13 protein-coding genes and 1 riboswitch are annotated in these 15,039 nt (G+C 71.9%); of the genes, 6 read left to right on the forward strand and 7 right to left on the reverse strand.

Annotation, left to right across the window (positions count from 1 at the left end):
• Nucleotides 1-44: 44 nt before the first annotated feature.
• Entirely contained in the window at nucleotides 45-590 is a 546-nt protein-coding gene (locus A4R25_RS22605) for a pyridoxamine 5'-phosphate oxidase family protein (protein WP_064447989.1), read from the reverse strand.
• A gap of 78 nt (nucleotides 591-668) precedes the next feature.
• Between A4R25_RS22605 and dcd the strand changes: the two genes are divergently transcribed.
• Nucleotides 669-1,247, forward strand: coding sequence for a dCTP deaminase (gene dcd, locus A4R25_RS22610; RefSeq protein ID WP_043327610.1), 579 nt, complete (start codon nucleotides 669-671; stop codon nucleotides 1,245-1,247).
• A gap of 64 nt (nucleotides 1,248-1,311) precedes the next feature.
• On the opposite strand, the gene A4R25_RS22615 is transcribed toward dcd, so the two are convergent.
• The gene (locus A4R25_RS22615) at nucleotides 1,312-2,343 is read right to left on the reverse strand and encodes an NlpC/P60 family protein (RefSeq protein WP_064447990.1); all 1,032 of its coding nucleotides are present in this window, start codon (nucleotides 2,341-2,343) and stop codon (nucleotides 1,312-1,314) included.
• Nucleotides 2,344-2,356: 13 nt separating this feature from the next.
• A riboswitch (cyclic di-AMP (ydaO/yuaA leader) is annotated at nucleotides 2,357-2,494 on the reverse strand.
• A gap of 238 nt (nucleotides 2,495-2,732) precedes the next feature.
• Here A4R25_RS22615 and A4R25_RS22620 point away from each other — a divergent pair.
• Nucleotides 2,733-4,766, forward strand: a complete 2,034-nt coding sequence (locus tag A4R25_RS22620; RefSeq protein ID WP_064447991.1) for an N-acetylmuramoyl-L-alanine amidase — start codon at nucleotides 2,733-2,735, stop codon at nucleotides 4,764-4,766.
• 65 nt (nucleotides 4,767-4,831) lie between these two features.
• On the opposite strand, the gene A4R25_RS22625 is transcribed toward A4R25_RS22620, so the two are convergent.
• The 5 genes from A4R25_RS22625 to A4R25_RS22645 all read right to left on the reverse strand — a co-directional run bounded on the left by A4R25_RS22625 (nucleotide 4,832) and on the right by A4R25_RS22645 (nucleotide 11,097).
• Nucleotides 4,832-5,842: a C40 family peptidase gene (locus A4R25_RS22625; RefSeq protein WP_064448126.1), complete on the reverse strand. Its 1,011-nt coding sequence runs from the start codon at nucleotides 5,840-5,842 to the stop codon at nucleotides 4,832-4,834.
• Nucleotides 5,843-6,012: 170 nt separating this feature from the next.
• Nucleotides 6,013-7,017, reverse strand: coding sequence for a hemolysin family protein (locus A4R25_RS22630; protein ID WP_064447992.1), 1,005 nt, complete (start codon nucleotides 7,015-7,017; stop codon nucleotides 6,013-6,015).
• On the reverse strand, nucleotides 7,010-8,317 hold the full coding sequence (locus A4R25_RS22635) for a hemolysin family protein (RefSeq protein ID WP_043327614.1): 1,308 nt from the start codon (nucleotides 8,315-8,317) through the stop codon (nucleotides 7,010-7,012). Before A4R25_RS22635 ends, A4R25_RS22630 begins: the two co-directional genes overlap by 8 nt.
• 138 nt (nucleotides 8,318-8,455) lie before the next feature.
• Nucleotides 8,456-10,654 carry a (Fe-S)-binding protein gene (locus A4R25_RS22640; protein ID WP_043327615.1) on the reverse strand — a complete coding sequence of 733 codons (2,199 nt, stop codon included), beginning with the start codon at nucleotides 10,652-10,654 and terminating at the stop codon, nucleotides 8,456-8,458.
• A gap of 179 nt (nucleotides 10,655-10,833) precedes the next feature.
• On the reverse strand, nucleotides 10,834-11,097 hold the full coding sequence (locus A4R25_RS22645) for a cell division protein CrgA (protein WP_043327616.1): 264 nt from the start codon (nucleotides 11,095-11,097) through the stop codon (nucleotides 10,834-10,836).
• A gap of 230 nt (nucleotides 11,098-11,327) precedes the next feature.
• Here A4R25_RS22645 and A4R25_RS22650 point away from each other — a divergent pair, with 230 nt between their 5' ends.
• The 4 genes from A4R25_RS22650 to A4R25_RS22665 all read left to right on the forward strand — a co-directional run bounded on the left by A4R25_RS22650 (nucleotide 11,328) and on the right by A4R25_RS22665 (nucleotide 14,916).
• Nucleotides 11,328-12,134: a DUF881 domain-containing protein gene (locus tag A4R25_RS22650; protein ID WP_064447993.1), complete on the forward strand. Its 807-nt coding sequence runs from the start codon at nucleotides 11,328-11,330 to the stop codon at nucleotides 12,132-12,134.
• A gap of 716 nt (nucleotides 12,135-12,850) precedes the next feature.
• Entirely contained in the window at nucleotides 12,851-13,984 is a 1,134-nt protein-coding gene (locus A4R25_RS22655) for a class E sortase (RefSeq protein WP_231915605.1), read from the forward strand.
• Nucleotides 13,985-13,987: 3 nt separating this feature from the next.
• Entirely contained in the window at nucleotides 13,988-14,260 is a 273-nt protein-coding gene (locus A4R25_RS22660) for a hypothetical protein (RefSeq protein WP_064447994.1), read from the forward strand.
• Between the two features lie 5 nt (nucleotides 14,261-14,265).
• A complete protein-coding gene (locus A4R25_RS22665; protein WP_064448127.1) occupies nucleotides 14,266-14,916 on the forward strand; it encodes an aminodeoxychorismate/anthranilate synthase component II in 651 nt (216 codons plus the stop codon).
• The last annotated feature ends 123 nt before the right edge of the window (nucleotides 14,917-15,039 follow it).

The raw sequence follows: 15,039 nt of genomic DNA on the forward strand, positions 1-15,039 counted from the left end.
CCTGTCCTCGGACGGGGCCGGCACCGCTCGTTTCGGGGTCGGGGTCAGGCGGCCGGGCGGCGGGTGTCGAAGCCGTGCCGGCCGCGCCGGCCCTCCGCGCCCACCGGCTCACGCCGGGCCGGTTCGGCCCCGAGCGGGTCGAGCCACACCCGCACCTGCGGCGGAGCGGCGCCGGGCTGGGCGACAGGGTCGCGCCGGGTCAGCATCGCCGCCTCGACTGTGAACTCGAACAGCCGCCAGTCACCATGTGGCGACGCGCGGGCGATCCGGGCCAGCCGCGTCACGGTGGCCGGGTCGGTCACCGGCCGCGCGCGCCCCGCGACGTACGCCTCGTCGTCGCTCTCCTCGGGCGGGAACGAGTGCAGCGCGTAGCGGCCGTCGCGTTCGAGGTCGCGGCGCTTCGGCGAGTCGATGACGAAGCACCATAGGCCGTCGTCGGTGAACACCGGGGAGACCGGGTGGACGCGGGGGCCGCCGTCGGCGCGGACCGTGGCGAGGTAGCCGAAGCCCGGCCCGTACTGCTGCATCAGGAGGCGGATCTCGCCGGCGAGGCGGGGCTCGTCGGCGGCGAATTCGGACCAGGAAGCCATGCGGACATCCTATCGAACACGTGTACGAAGAAGTAGTGCGACACGCAGGTCACCCATACCGGTCGCTATGGTGTTCCGATGCTGCTCTCCGACCGCGACCTGATCTCCGAGATCAAGGCCGGCACGCTCGCGCTGGAGCCCTTCGAGCCCACGCTGGTGCAGCCGTCGAGCATCGACGTACGCCTGGACCGGCTCTTCCGGGTCTTCAACAACCACCTCTACACACACATCGACCCGTCGGTCCAGCAGGACGACCTCACCTCGATGGTGGAGGTGCCCGAGGGCCAGCCGTTCGTGCTGCACCCGGGCGAGTTCGTGCTCGCCTCCACGCTTGAGGTGATCTCGCTGGGCGACCAGCTCGCGGGCCGGCTCGAGGGCAAGTCGAGCCTGGGGCGGCTGGGGCTGCTGACCCACTCGACAGCCGGCTTCATCGACCCCGGCTTCTCCGGCCACGTCACGCTGGAGCTGTCGAACGTGGCGAACCTGCCGATCACGCTCTGGCCCGGCATGAAGATCGGCCAGCTCTGCATCTTCCGGCTCTCCTCGCCGGCCGAGCACCCGTACGGCTCGGCCGTCTACGGCTCGCGTTACCAGGGGCAGCGCGGCCCGACGCCGAGCCGGTCCTGGCAGAGCTGGCGCACCTGGCCGACGCGCTGACGCCGCCCGCAGTTGTTAAGAAGGGCCCCCTCCTCTACCGGAGGCGTTAAGAGGGGGCCCTTCCTTACACGCGGCCGTAGCTGTTGATGTCGCCGTCGTCGACCCGCTTCATCGTGATGGGCTTGCCGGACTGGGAGGCGTGCACCACCCAGCCGTCGCCCACGTACATCGCCACGTGGTGCAGGTCGCTGTAGTAGAAGACGAGGTCGCCGGCGCGCAGCTCGGCCCGGCTGATGCGCTTCGTCACGCCGTGCTGCTGGCGTGCGCTGTGCGGCAGTGAGACGCCGCCCTTGGCCCAGGCCGCCATGGTGAGGCCCGAGCAGTCGAAGTGGTCCGGGCCGGCGGCGCCCCAGACGTAGATCTTGCCGATCTGGGCGCAGGCGAACTTCACCGCCGCTCCGGCCGGGCCGGCGGGATAGCCGGCCGGGCAGGGCGCCGGGCGCAGCGGGCCGCCGCCGCCCTTGCCGTACACCTTGAGCCGCAGCTTCTCCAGCTTGGCGATCTCGGCGTCGATCTGCTTCTTCTTCGCCGCGAGCTGGGCCTCGGTGCGCGCCAGGCCGGCGATCATCTCGTCCAGCGGCTTCTTCTTCGCCGCCAGCTCGTCGCGCAGCGCGGCGACCGAGCGCACCTGCTCGTGCTGGCGGTGCGCGAAGCGGTCGAGCAGCTCCAGGCCGTCGACCAGGTCACCGGGTGAGCGGCTGCCGAGCAGCGCGTTGACCGTGGAGAGGTTGTCGGCCTTGTAGGCGTCGGCGGCGAGGCCGCCGACCTGGCCGAGCGCGGCGTCCACCCGGGCTTGCAGGGGTGCGATCTGCCGGCCGAGCGCGTCGGCCTGCCTGCGCCGCGCGGCGAGCTGCTCGCGTACGTCGTTGACCTGCTCGATGACCGGTTCGAGCTTGTTCCAGTCGCGGTCGATCTGGGCCTCGATCTCGGCGACCGAGGGTTCGGCGTGTGCCGCAGTGGCGCCGCCGGTCAGTACGACGGCGGTGCCGACCAGTGCGGCGAGGGCGGTGGTGAAGCGGGACCAGCGGGAACGCGGCGCGACGCTGGACCGGTCGACCGACCGGTTCGACGACGGCCGCGGGGCATGGAGTGCCACCGGGCGTCCGTACTCCTTCTTCCGTACCGCCTACCGGGTTAGCTGACGGATTCGGGCGGGAAGGGAGCCGCCCTACCGCAGCAGTGCTGCGGATTCACCCCAGGTACCTGGTTCCCCGGCTCGCCCGGAGGCGACTCGGCGGTGTCGGACCGTCACCGACCGGGTTGGACGATGAGACGTGCGGCCGACGATTCACCAGAGTAGGGACCACCGTTATCGATCCGCAACTTCCAGCGCCGTGACACTCCGTACGCAATCCAGCGCCACACCGCGCACGGAGGTGAAATTTTCTTTCACGACTGATTACTTACTGGAAAGGTATTGACCATCGCGGGTGTGCGGAGTGAGGGTGGAAACGCAGTGACCCCCATCCCTGTCCAGGAGGTTCGATGCACCTCTCCGCCCCGCCGTCGGGCAGACGGATACTGCTCGCCGCCGCCGTGGCCACGGCCACCGCGCTGGCGACCACCGGCCCGGTTACCGCCGCGCCGGACACGTCCGCGCCCGCGAGCGACCGGCAACAACAATACGCCGCCGCCGCGGCCGAGTACGGCGTGCCCCAGAACGTGCTGCTCGGTGTCTCCTATCTGGAGTCCCGCTGGGACACCCACCCGGGTCAGCCCAGCACCAGCGGCGGCTACGGCCCGATGCACCTGACCGACGCCGCGCACATCCTCGCCACGCCGGGCAGCGCCCACGTCGACGAGGACGAGGACCCGCGCGGCGACGACTCCCGGCCGCTGAAGCTCGACCCGGCCACCGCCGCCGCGCCGACGCGGGAGACGCCGCTGCCGAGCGCCTCGCTCCAGACGCTCGACGCGGCCGCCGCGCTCACCGGGCTGGACGCGGGGACGCTGCGCACCGACCCGGCCGCGAACATCCGCGGCGGCGCGGCGCTGCTGTCGTCGTACCAGAAGGCTCTGGGCGGGCCGGTCGGCGCCGGCACCGACCCGGCGGCCTGGTACGCCGCGGTGGCCCGCTACTCCGGCGCGGACACCGCCGACGCGGCGGCGGCCTTCGCCGACGAGGTCTACGACCAGCTCGGCCAGGGCGCCACCCGGACCACCGACGACGGCCAGCGGGTCACGCTCGCCGCCACCGCCGCGAAGCCGGACCGCTCCCGGCTGGCCCGCCTCGGCCTGCGCACCGCGCAGCGGCCGGACGGACTGGAGTGCCCGGTCCGGCTGGCCTGCGAGTGGATTCCCGCGCCCTACGAGCAGCTCAGCGACGACCCGGGCGACTACGGCAACCACGACCTGGCTGACCGGCCGAAGCAGCAGAAGATCGAGTACATCGTCATCCACGACACCGAGGGCTACTTCGGCCCGAGCGTCGACCTGGTGAAGCGGGCCGACTACCTGGGCTGGCACTACACGCTGCGCTCGGTGGACGGCTACATCGCCCAGCACATCAAGACCAAGGACGTGGGCTGGCACGCCGGCAACTGGTACGTCAACGCCAAGTCCATCGGCCTGGAGCACGAGGGCTTCGCCGGCCAGGGCACCTGGTACACCGAGGCGATGTACCGCACCTCCGCCAAGCTGGTCCGCCACCTGGCGCTGAAGTTCGGCATCCCGATGGACCGGCAGCACATCATCGGCCACGACAACGTGCCCGGCATCACCGCCGCCAACGTGGGCGGCATGCACTGGGACCCGGGGCCCTACTGGGACTGGTCGCACTACTTCGACCTGATGAAGGCGCCGTTCCGCGGCACCGGCACGGCGAAGACCGGCCTGGTCACCATCGACCCGGACTTCGCCACCAACCGGCCCGCGTTCACCGGCTGCAACCAGCAGCCGCCGGGCGTCCCGACGCCCACCCCGCCGGCGCAGCCGTGCCCCTCGCGCGGCTCCTCCGCGGTGATCCTGCGGACCGCGCCGAGCCCGGACGCCCCGCTCGTCAACGACCTCGGGCTGCGCCCGGACGGCACGCCGGACACCATGTACATCTCCGACCACGGCGCCCGCGCCTCGGCCGGCCAGACGTACGCGCTCGCCGGCCGGCAGGGCGACTGGACCGCGATCTGGTACCTCGGCCAGAAGGCGTGGTTCCACAACCCGGCCTCCGCGCCCACCGCCAAGTGGGCCACCGGCTTCGTGGTGACCCCGCGGCCCGGCAAGGCCACCATCCCGGTGTACGGCCGCGCCTACCCGGAGCAGTCCGCCTACCCGGACACCATCCCGTACCAGGCCATCTCTCCGCTGCAGTACACGTTCGCCGCCGGCCAGCGGTACGCGGTCGGCGGGGTGCTGCCCGGCGAGTACTACCGGGCGGTCTCGTTCGACGGTTCCGCGCCGGGTGACCGGACCGTGGTACGCGGGAAGAACCAGTACGTGCAGGTCCAGTTCGGCCACCGGATCATGTTCGTGAACCTGGACGACGTGCTGATCCTGCCGTCCCCGGTCGGCGCGCCGCGCTGACCCCTCCCCGAGAACGCGAAGGCCCCCGGTCCATGCGGACCGGGGGCCTTTCGGTGTGACCGAGGTCAGGTGACCCGGACGAAGCCGGCGAGCGGCTGGGTGTTGATGCTCGACACCTGGACCGGCTTGCCTGTCCGGGGCGCGTGCACCATCACCCCGTTGCCGAGATAGAGCCCGACGTGATGCAGATCGGAGCCGAAGAACACCAGGTCACCCGGGCGCGCCTCGGAACGGGACACCTTGCGGCCCTCGTTCCACTGCGCGCCGGTGAAGTGGGTGAGCGAGATGCCCGCCGCCTTGTACGCGTACTGCGTGAGGCCGGAGCAGTCGAACGCGTTCGGGCCGGTGGCACCCCACACGTACGGGTCGCCGACCTGGGCGCACGCCGTCGCGATCGCGGTACGCGCGGCGCTGCTCACCACGCCGTCGATCTTCGGGCAGCCCGCCGGGCGGATCGAGGTCACCGGCAGCATGGCGGTGAGCCGCTTGATCTCCGAGTCGATCTGCTTCTTCTTCGCCGCGAGGTCGTTCTGCTGCTTGGTCTCCAGCTCGATCAGCTCGTCGAGCTTCTCCTTCTGCCTGTTGTACTCGTCCCGCACCTTGAGCACACCGGCGATCTGACGGCGCTGGTCGTCGGCGATCCGGTCCAGCATGACCAGCTGCTCGGCCAGCGTGCCCGGCTTGGTGCTCACCAGCAGCGCGCCCAGCTCCTGCGACGGGCCCTGGATGTAGTAGCGGGCCGCGATGTCGCCGACCTTGTTCATGGCGAGCGTGGAGGCCAGCTCCAGCGGCACCATCTTGTCCTTCAGCGCCTTGGACTTCTTCTGGTTGGCGCGAAGCTGCGAGCGGACCTTGTTGAACTGCTCGATGGTGGGTTCGAGCTGCTCCCACTGCTTGTCGATCTGCGCGTCGATCTCGTCCACCGACGGCGCCGCGTGCGCCGGAGCCGTCAGCATCCCGGCGCCGACCGCGGCGGCCGCGACCAGGGTGACCAGACGGCGTGCCATCCGGTGGAACCCGGCACGTCGGCCGGGTGGAGCGCTCGGGGCGTGACGTTGAGGGGGCGTGGTTGCCACCGGCACGGACTCCTTTGCAACCGACCGCCGGGCGCCTCGCGAGAGGGAAGATCGAGGCAGACGACCCACAGCGGTCGGTGCCCCACATTAGGGAAGGCGTCCGGTGGAATCAAGGCGACCGTTTGTTCAATCACGTATCCGCAATCGATTGCACACCAAGGGTATTCATTTCATCTTCCGACGATGGCTGTCAATACGTCGTCGAGCGTCACCACGCCCATCGGCCGCCGTCCGTCGCTGACCAGCACCATGTGGCGGCGTTCGCGGCGCATCGCGAGCAGCAGGTCGGCGAGCGTACGGTCCGGCGGCACCACCGCCAGCGGCCGGTAGACAGCGGCCGGCACGGGGGCCCGGCGACTCGCGCCGGCGTACCCGAGCACGTCCTTCACGTGCACGAAACCGAGCACCCGGCGGGTGGACCGCTGCACCACCGGGAAGCGGGACCGGCCGGTGCGGGTCGCCAGCACCTCCAGCGACGCCGGTGAGACGTCCTCGGCGACTGTGGTGACAGTGGACCACTGTTGCAGCGCGTCCGCCGCCGTACGGCTGTGCAGGGCCAGCGCGCCGGTGATCCGGGCGTGCTCCTCGGCGTCCAGCAACCCCTCGGTACGCGCCTGCGAGACCAGCCCGGCCAGTTCCTCGGCGGTGAACACGGTTTTCACCGCGTCTGTCGCCTCCACCCGCCACCACCGCAGGACCTGCCGGGACGCCCACTTCATCGCCAGCAGCAGCGGCTTGGTGACCAGGCAGAACGCCAGCATGGCCGGGCCGAGCCAGAGCGCCGAGGGCTCCGGACCGGCCAGCGTGATGTTCTTCGGCACCATCTCGCCGACCACCGTGTGCAGGAACACCACCACCGCCAGCGCGATGACGAAGGTCACCGGGTGCACCGCCGAGGCGGGCATCCCCAGCGCGGCGAACGGCCCCTCCAGCAGGTGGGCCAGCGCCGGCTCGGCGATCGCGCCGAGGCCGAGGGAACAGACGGTGATGCCGAGCTGCGCTCCGGCGATCATCAGCGGGATCTGGTTCATCGCGGCCAGCGCCCACCGGGCCCGCTTCGACGTCGCCGCAAGCGGTTCGATCACGGTACGGCGGGAGGCGATCAGCGCGAACTCGCTGCCCACGAAGAACGCGTTGCCGAGCAGCAACACCACCGCCACGAGTAGCTCAGGCACCGTCGTCGGGCTCCTCGGGGCGCACCACCCGCACCTGCTCGATCCGGTGCCGGTCGACCTCCACCACCGTGAACTCGTACCCGGCCTCGTCGACCGTCTCGCCCGGCACCGGGATGTGGCCCAGCCGCGCCATCAGGAAGCCGCCCAGCGTCTCGTACGGCCCGTCGGGCAGCCGGAACCCGGTCTGCTCGACCAGTTCGTCGGCGCGCAGCACGCCGTCGGCCAGGACGGTCCGCTCGCCGCCCGGCACGGTGAGCTCCACCGGCCCGGCGTCGTCGACCGCGTCCGGGTCGAACTCGTCGGCGATCTCCCCGACCAGTTCCTCGACCAGGTCCTCCACCGTCACCACGCCGTCGGTGCCGCCGTACTCGTCCACCACGATCGCCAGGTCCGCCCCGGCGGCCTTCAGCGCGGCCAGCACCCCGTTCAGGTTGAGGCTCTCCGGCACGTACACCGGTTCCCGGGCCACCGCGGCCACCGAGGTGACGGCCCGGCGGGCCAGCGGCACCCCCAGCGCGTCGGGCACCCCGGCGACGCCGGTGACCAGGTCGAGCGTCTCCTCGTAGACCGGGAACCGGGTCCGGCCGGTCTGCCGGGAGAGGTCCAGCAGGTCGGCGACGGACGCGGTGGCGCGCAGCGCGGTGACGTCCACCCGGGGCGTCATCGCCTCGGCGGCCCGCTTGTCACCGAAGCGGATCGTGCGCCGCAGCAGCATCGCGGTGTCCGGCGGCAGCGCGCCGGCCCGCGCCGAGATGGCGGCGAGCAGGCCCAGCTCTTCCGGGGAGCGGGCGCTGGCCAGCTCCTCCTGCGGCTCCACGCCGAGGCGGCGCACCAGCCGGTTGGCTGATTCGTTCAGCAGCCGGATCAGCCAGCCGAACATGCGGGAGAACGCGCGCATCGGCGCGGCGGTGGCGAGCGCCGCCGGCATCGGGCGGGCCAGCGCCAGGTTCTTCGGCACCAGCTCGCCGAAGAGCATCGAGATGAGCGTGGCGAGGGCCAGCGCGAGCAGGCCGGAGAAGCGTTCCGCGCCGCCGAGCGGATGCAGCAGCGGGGCGAAGATCCGGGCCAGCGCGGGTTCGGCGAGGTAGCCGGTGAGCAGCGCGGTGAGGGTGATGCCGAGTTGCGCGCCGGAGAGCTGGAAGGACAGTTCGCGCAGCGCGCGGCGTACCGTGGCGGCCCGGCCGTCGCCCTCGCCGGCCCGCCTGTCGATCTCCGCCCGGTCCACGGTGACGAGGGCGAACTCGGCCGCGACGAAGAAGGCGTTGCCGGCGGTCAGCAGCACGAAACCGACCAGGGGCAACAGCGTCAGAAGAAGAAGGCCGTCGATGGGCGTGATTGTGGCACGCGAGCGCCGACGGTGGGCCCCCGTGGCGCGCGACGGCGGCGGCACCGCACGGGTGCCGCCGCCGTCGTGGTCCGGCTTCCGCCGGGGTACGCCTCAGCTCGCGCTCGGCGCGACCTCCGGCTCGCCGGCCGGGGCCTCCGGCTTGACCGAGCGCAGCAGCACGCTGGCCACGTCGACCACCTCGACCTGTTCGCCCGCGCCCTTGCCGTTCACGCCGTCGTTCAGCATCGTCGAGCAGAACGGGCAGCCGACCGCGATGGTCTTCGCCCCGGTGGACATGGCCTCCTCGACCCGGTCCACGTTGATCCGCTTGCCGATCTTCTCCTCCATCCACATCCGGGCGCCGCCGGCGCCGCAGCAGAAGGAGCGCTCGCTGTTACGCGGCATCTCGGTCAGCTCGCCCTGGATCGAATCGCCGAGCACCTCACGCGGCGCGGCGAAGATCCGGTTGTGGCGGCCCAGGTAGCACGGGTCGTGGTAGGTGACGCCGCCGTCCACCGGCTGCACCGGGGTGAGCTTGCCGGCGCTGACCAGGTGGGCCAGCAACTGGGTGTGGTGCACGACCTCGAACTCGCCGCCGAGCTGGCCGTACTCGTTGCCGAGCGTGTTGAAGCAGTGCGGGCAGGTGGCGACGATCTTGCGCTTGGTCTTCTCCCGGCCCTCGAACGCCTCGTTCAGCGTCTCGACGTTCTGCTGGGCGAGCATCTGGAAGACGAACTCGTTGCCGATGCGGCGGGCCGGGTCACCGGAGCAGGTCTCGCCCTCGCCGAGGATGGCGAAGGAGACGCCCGCCTCGTTGAGCAGCGTGGCGACCGCACGGGTGGTCTTCTTGGCCCGGTCCTCGAACGCGCCGGCGCAGCCGACCCAGAACAGGTACTCGAAGTCGTCGACCTCGCCGACCCGCGGCACCTCGAACCCGAGGCCCTTGGTCCAGTCCTCGCGGGTGTTCTGCGGGGCGCCCCACGGGTTGCCCTTGTTCTCCAGGTTGCGCAGCATGACGCCGGCCTCGGACGGGAAGCTCGACTCGATCAGCACCTGGTAGCGGCGCATGTCGACGATGTGGTCCACGTGCTCGATGTCCACCGGGCACTGCTCGACGCACGCGCCACAGGTGGTGCAGGACCAGAGCACGTCCGGGTCGATGACGCCGCCCTCTTCGGCGGTGCCGATCAGCGGCCGGTCGGCCTCGGCCATCGCGAGCACGTCGACGCCGGCCAGCTGCTCCTGCGTCGCCTTCTCCTCGCCGGTGAGGTCCTTGCCGCCGCCGGCGAGGAGGTAGGGCGCCTTGGCGTACGCGTGGTCGCGCAGGCTCAGCACCAGCAGCTTCGGCGACAGCGGCTTGCCGGTGTTCCAGGCCGGGCACTGCGACTGGCAGCGGCCGCACTCGGTGCAGGTGCTGAAGTCGAGCAGGCCCTTCCAGCTGAACTGCTCGACCTGGGCGACGCCGAACTGGTCCTTCTCCGGGTCGGCCTCCTCGAAGTCCAGCGGCTTGCCCTCGCTGGTCATCGGGCGCAGCGGGCCGAGGCCCGAGCCGGCCGGCTTCTCCGGGTCGCGCTTGAAGAAGATGTTCGGGAAGGCCAGGAAGCGGTGCCAGGCCACGCCCATGGTGACGTTCAGCGAGATCACGATGAGCCAGGTCATCGAGATGCAGATCTTGATGAGCGCGGCGACGCTGACGCCGGCCTCCCAGTTCGGGAGGACCGAGCCGATCGCGTGGCTGAGCGGGGCGGCCCAGACCGGGTACTCGAAGTGGTCGGTGGCGACCTTGAAGCCCCGGATCACGAACCCGAAGATCAGGACCAGCAGGACGACCCACTCGACGAAGTAGCCCTGCCACATGCTCGAACCGGTGAACCGGGAGCGGTTCTCCGCGCGGCCCGGCCGGTTGCGCAGGCGGATCGCCATCAGTACCAGGATGCCGACCAGGCCGAGGATGCCGATCCACTCGGTGACCAGGCCGAAGATCGTCCAGTGCCCGATGATCGGCAGCCCGCCGCCGGTCGAGACCACCTCGAAGTAGGCCTCCAGCACCAGCAGCGACAGCACGATGAAGCCGACCATCACGAACCAGTGGGCGGCGCCGACCACGCTCCACTTCAGCATGCGGGTGTGACCTGCGGTCTCCACCAGCATCTTCTTGGTACGCGCGCCCTTGTCGCCGAAGCGCTCCGGCGCGGGCTGACCGAGCCGGATGACGGCGGTCATCTTCATGACCGCGCGCACCGCAAGCCACACCGCGACAGCGGTGATGGCGGCCGCGAGGATCGTGGTGACGATCTGGACGCTGCCCATCGAGTTGGCCTCCCGGTCTGCTGCTTGTCCGTGCAGCCTACGCGCAAGGTTACCCAGCAGTAACGTGAGTCTTCTCGCACCAGGCCACGCCGCCCTGCGCACACCTTAGGTGTAGCGGCGACGAAGCGCCTGGCAGGGGCGGCGTGGCGTGACCTACGACCGGTCGACGGGCGGCCGGCTCAGCGCCAGCGGGAGAGCAGGATCAGCGAGGAGACCATCGCGCCGAAGCCGACGGCGAGGTTCCAGTAACCCCAGGTGGCGACCGGGTACGCCTGCTCGGACAGGTAGTAGAGCACCAGCCAGCCGATGCCGACCACGATCAGCGCGACCGCCGTGACCGGCAGCCAGACCGGGCTAGGCTTGCGCGTCGACGCCGTCGCCGTCGGACGAACGTCCGTGGGCGGGGTGTACACCTTCTTCTTGCGGACCTGAGACTTGGGCACGACGCTCTCCAGAGGGGGGTACGACCTCGTCCGGCCTGACAACCGGGCGCGAGGGCGACGGTCCATGGCCAATAATGTTCGACAGCTAGCGTAGTCCCGACGGACCGTCCAGGCCACGAATGGGGCCAGGCCGGTGCACTCAGTAACCGGAAAGAGCGGACTTTCCGGGTCGATCAGGTCGGTTCGCATCGGCGCGAGCCGGAACGAGACGACGGGAAAGGGAACGCCCGGTGGAGTACACGTCCGGCGCCGCCTCCTGGCAGAAGGTCCTCCGCCGCGCGGCAGCCGCCCTGTTGCCCCGGCGCGCCCGCCAGCGCCGCCCGGGCTGGTCGATCGGCGTACCCCTGATCGCCGCCGCGGCCGGGCTGCTGTTCACCACCACCGCCACCACCGCGGGCGGCACGCCGCTGCGCGAGGACCGCCGGCCCCAGCTCACCCAGCTGATCGAGGACCGCCGGGAGCAGGTGGCGGCGAGCGAGGCGAAGGCCGCCCGGCTCCGCGCCGAGGTGGAGGAGCAGACCGCCGCGCTGGCCGGCGCCGACGGGCCGATCAAGACCGAGCGGGACCGGGCCGCCGCGAGCCGGCAGGCTGCCGGGTTCACCGCGCTCACCGGCAGCGGCGTGACGGTCGAGCTGAACGACGCCGACCGCCGGCCCGACCAGCCCCTGCCCAAGGGCGCCAGCAACGACGACCTGGTCGTGCACCAGGGCGACGTCCAGGCGGTGGTCAACGCGCTCTGGGCCGGCGGCGCGGAGGCCATGTCAATCATGAACGTCCGCGTGCTCAGCACCAGCGCGGTACGCTGCGTCGGTAACACCCTGCTGCTGCATGGCCGGGTGTACTCCCCTCCTTTCAAGATCGTGGCAATCGGCGACCCCGCGGAACTCCAGCGGGCGCTCGCCGCCTCTGAGGGAGTGCGGGTGTTCAAGGAAGTGGCTGAGCACTACCAACTCGGCTACGTCGAGCGCGTCTCCACAGTCACCGTGCCGGCGTTCGAGGACTCCACCGCGTTGCAGTCGGCGACGGTGCCCCGGTGAGCGGCGGCGACCCCCGGGACCGCCGCGGCCACGACCGCCAGGAGGAGCCCACCGCGTTCCTCCCCAAGGTCGAGCGCCCGGCCCCCGCCCCGGCGTCGCCGCCCCCGCTCGACCTGCCCTGGCCCGACGCCGGACCGTCGCACACCTCTCCGGCGCGACGGGGCCCGTTCCCACCGACGCCCGCCCCACCACGGAGCGCCCCGCCACGGACCGCCCCGCCGTCGACCGCCCCACCGTCGACCGCCCCGCCACCGCCCGGCCCGCCACGGTCCGCTCCGCCGCCCTGGCCGGGCAACCAGGCCCATCCGCCGGCCGGCCCGCACCGCGCCGAGGCCGACAGGCGGTTCCGCCCCTCCGCCGGCGGGATTCCCGAATCCGGGTTCCAGCCCTCCGGTGGCAGAGTTCCCGAGTCCGGGTTCCAGCCTTCCGGTGACGGGATCCCCGAGTCGGCGCACCGATCGCCCGGCCGTCCGGGCGCGGGCGGGTCCGGCCCGGCGCGTTTCGCCGGGCCGGCCGGACCCGGCACCGGCCAGCCGGGCGGTCCACCGCAGCACACGGCCGCGCCCCAGCGCGGGCCCGGGATGCGTCCCGCCACGCCGGCCGACGTGCCGCCCCGGACGGGCGAACGCACGACGCGACCGGGCGACGTCCCACCCTCGGCGGGTGAACGCCGGACGCGACCCGGCGATGCCCCGCCCGGGACGGGTGAGCGGCAGATGCGGCCGGGCGCGTACGGACCGGCGGCGCACCAGAATCCCGCCCGCCCGGCCGGCGGCGCGCTCCCGCCGGAACGCGGTGTGCGCGGGGCCCAGCCGCCGCACACCGGCCCGCAGCCGTGGGAGAACGGAGGACGTACGCCGGGGGGCGAGGGACGGCAGGCGGCCGGTGCGCCCGGCGTACCCCGGTTCGGCGGCCCGGCCGACGCGGACCGGACCCCGCCGGCCGACCCGGGAGCGACGGCGGTGCTGCCCGCCGTCACCCGGCCGCCCGCGGACCCCCGGATGGACGCCACCGGGCTGATGGGCGCGGTGCCTCCGGCGCCGGACGCGGCGGACAGCGGCGACGAGCCACCGGCCGAGCCGCCCCGCCCCCGGCGCGGCGAGCGGGTGGTGCAGTTGCGGCCCGAGCAGACCGGCGAGGGCTACCGGAGCGTCTACTCCGAGCTGACCCGCCCCAGCGCCGGCTCCCGGCTGCGCACCGTCGTACGCGGCGCCGGCGAACTGCTCATCACGTTCGGCCTGGTGGTGCTCCTCTTCGCCGGCTACGAGATCTGGGGCAAGGCGGTCATCGTCGACGCCCACCAGAGCGACCTGAACAGCCAGCTCGCCCAGGAGTGGGGCGCGGACCCGACGGTCGCCCCGACCACCGGGCCGACCGTGAAGCCGAAGCCGCCGGCCAACGGAAAACCGGTCGCCGGCCTCTACATCCCCAAGTTCGACAAGCACTGGGTGGTGGTCGAGGGGGTCACCCCCAACGACATCCGGTACGCCCCGGGCCGCTACCCGGACAGCGCCATGCCCGGCGAGGTGGGCAACTTCGCCGTGGCGGGCCACCGGATCCGCTCCACGTTCTGGCGGCTGGACGAGCTGAAGACCGGCGACGCCATAGTGGTCGAGACCCGCACCGACTGGCTCGTCTACCGCGTGTACGAGCAGCGCATCGTCAAGCCGTCCCAGGTCGAGGTGGTCGCGCCGGTGCCGGGCAAGCCGGGCCAGAAGCCCACCGAGAAGCTGCTCACGCTCACCACCTGCAACCCGAAGTTCGACAACTACCAGCGGCTGATCATCCACGCCCGGCTGGACACCGTCCAGGCCAAGTCGGCGGGCCGCCCGGCCGAACTGGAGACGTGAGCCGTGTACTCCTGGATCTGGCGGAAACTTCCCTTCGGGCTGCCCGGAAAGCTGATCGGCTCGCTGCTGCTGGCCACCGCCACCGTCGCGCTGCTCTGGTTCGTGGTGTTCCCGTGGGCCGAGCCCATGCTGCCCTTCGACGACGTGCAGGTCACCCAGGACTCCGGCGTACCGGGTGACGGCGGGCTCACCGAGCCGACCGGGCTGCCCGGCGACGAGGAGCTGCCGTACAGCACCGAGACGAACAACGCCCCGCCCCCCACCCCGAACAGGTGACCCCGATGCGTGTCCTGGTGATCGACAACTACGACTCGTTCGTCTTCAACCTCGTGCAGTACCTCGGCCAGCTCGGGGCCGACTGCGACGTACGGCGCAACGACGAGATCGACGTCGCCGAGGTGGGCCGCGCCGGCGCCGGCGGCATCCTGCTGTCGCCCGGTCCGGGCAGCCCGGACCGGGCCGGCATCTGCCTGGACGTCATCCGCGAGTACGCCGGCAAGCTCCCGATCTTCGGCGTCTGCCTCGGTCACCAGGCGATCGGCGAGGCGTTCGGCGCCACAGTGGCGCGCGCGCCGGAACTGCTGCACGGCAAGACCTCCGAGGTACGCCACGACGGCGTGGGCGTGCTCGCCGGGCTTCCCGACCCGTTCACCGCCACCCGTTACCACTCGCTCGCCGTCCTGCCCGAGACGCTGCCGGACGAGCTGGAGGTCACCGGCCGGACCGGCTCCGGCGTGGTGATGGCGATGCGGCACCGGACGCTGCCCATCGAGGGCGTGCAGTTCCACCCGGAGTCGGTGCTGACCGAGGGCGGTCACCTCATGCTGGCGAACTGGCTGGCCGCCTGCGGCTTCCCGGAAGCGCTGGAGCGTGCCCCGGAGCTGGCCGCCGAGGTCGACGCCCGCCGCCGGGCCGCCTTCGCCGCAGCCTGACCGCTCGCCCGCTCCTCCCCCCGACCGACCGCCCGCCCGCCCGCCCCGACGATCATGAAGTTGACGGCGTTCGACGCCCGATTTGTCGCCGTCAAGTTCATGATCGACGGGGAAGAGGCGGGC

Source organism: Micromonospora sp. NBRC 110037 (assembly GCF_001652995.1).
Taxonomy (GTDB): Bacteria; Actinomycetota; Actinomycetes; order Mycobacteriales; family Micromonosporaceae; genus Micromonospora; species Micromonospora chalcea.

What these genes read in the sequence shown, in the direction of transcription:
- dcd (WP_043327610.1), top strand. Translation starts at nt 669, where the DNA reads ATGCTGCTCTCCGACCGCGACCTGATCTCCGAGATCAAGGCCGGCACG.
- A4R25_RS22605 (WP_064447989.1), bottom strand. Translation starts at nt 590, where the DNA reads ATGGCTTCCTGGTCCGAATTCGCCGCCGACGAGCCCCGCCTCGCCGGC.
- A4R25_RS22655 (WP_231915605.1), top strand. Translation starts at nt 12,851, where the DNA reads ATGCGGCCGGGCGCGTACGGACCGGCGGCGCACCAGAATCCCGCCCGC.
- A4R25_RS22665 (WP_064448127.1), top strand. Translation starts at nt 14,266, where the DNA reads ATGCGTGTCCTGGTGATCGACAACTACGACTCGTTCGTCTTCAACCTC.
- A4R25_RS22640 (WP_043327615.1), bottom strand. Translation starts at nt 10,654, where the DNA reads ATGGGCAGCGTCCAGATCGTCACCACGATCCTCGCGGCCGCCATCACC.
- A4R25_RS22620 (WP_064447991.1), top strand. Translation starts at nt 2,733, where the DNA reads ATGCACCTCTCCGCCCCGCCGTCGGGCAGACGGATACTGCTCGCCGCC.